This window comes from Meiothermus sp. (assembly GCF_025056915.1).
GTDB lineage: Bacteria > Deinococcota > Deinococci > Deinococcales > Thermaceae > Meiothermus.
In genome coordinates this window covers 1-853 of record NZ_JANWVH010000171.1, presented here as the reverse complement: position 1 = coordinate 853, position 853 = coordinate 1, and the positions used below count along the sequence as shown (strand labels likewise).

At 56.5% G+C, this 853-nt stretch carries 1 protein-coding gene and 1 pseudogene; both read left to right on the top strand.

What is annotated here, in order from left to right:
- Positions 1 to 197: pseudogene (gene pstB, locus NZN28_RS14495) on the top strand (phosphate ABC transporter ATP-binding protein); the annotation flags it as partial.
- A 91-nt stretch (positions 198 to 288) separates the two neighbouring features.
- A complete protein-coding gene (locus NZN28_RS14490; protein WP_295399355.1) occupies positions 289 to 756 on the top strand; it encodes an arsenate reductase ArsC in 468 nt (155 codons plus the stop codon).
- Positions 757 to 853 lie beyond the last annotated feature (97 nt).

The window sequence follows — 853 nt, the reverse complement described above, 5'->3', positions numbered from 1 at the left end:
AGAAGGACTACACCATCATCATCGTCACACACAACATGCAGCAAGCCGCGCGCGTCTCGGATAAAACGGCGATGATGATGCTGACCGAGGATGGCAAGCGCTCCGGCACCGTCATCGAATACGACGACACCAACATCATCTTCACCCGGCCCAAAGACAAGCGGACGGAAGATTACGTTTCCGGAAGATTCGGATAACGAGCGGACGTACTCCGTGTAGCGTATAGCGTATTGCGTGTAGCGTGAACCCTACAGAATACGCAATACGTAACACGCAATACGAAATACCATGCCCGGCAAAGCCAAAGTTCTCTTTTTATGTACCGGCAACTCCGCCCGCAGCCAGATGGCCGAGGGCTTTCTGCGTCACTACGCCGGCAACGAGTTCGAGGCCTACAGCGCCGGCCTGGAGCCGAAGGGCCTCCACCCGCTGACCGTCAAGGTGATGCAGGAGATCGGAATTGATATAAGCGGCCAACGCTCAAAGAGCGTGCGCGAATATCTGGGCTATATCAACTTCGGCTATCTCATCATCGTCTGCGGCGACGCCGAACAGAAATGCCCGACGGTATTCGTCGGTGTGAACAAGCGCATGTTCTGGCCGTTCGACGACCCGGCCCGGATTGAGGGCACGGAGGAAGAAAAGCTGGCCGCGTTCCGCCGAGTCCGCGATGAAATTGACCTCAAGATTCGTGAGTGGCTGCGCGAGATGAACGTGCCGATACAAAATGCTCCCCTGGCGCAGTCGGATTTGTAGATCATGCCGTGAACGCCGGCGGCTGCGCGAGCTACAGACCCATCTGAAATGCACTGCCCGTTGTAGGCTGACCTCTAGGTAACGATGAAGATCGCCC

Excerpts from the sequence above, each read along its gene's own strand:
- NZN28_RS14490 (WP_295399355.1), top strand. The coding sequence starts at position 289 with ATGCCCGGCAAAGCCAAAGTTCTCTTTTTATGTACCGGCAACTCCGCC.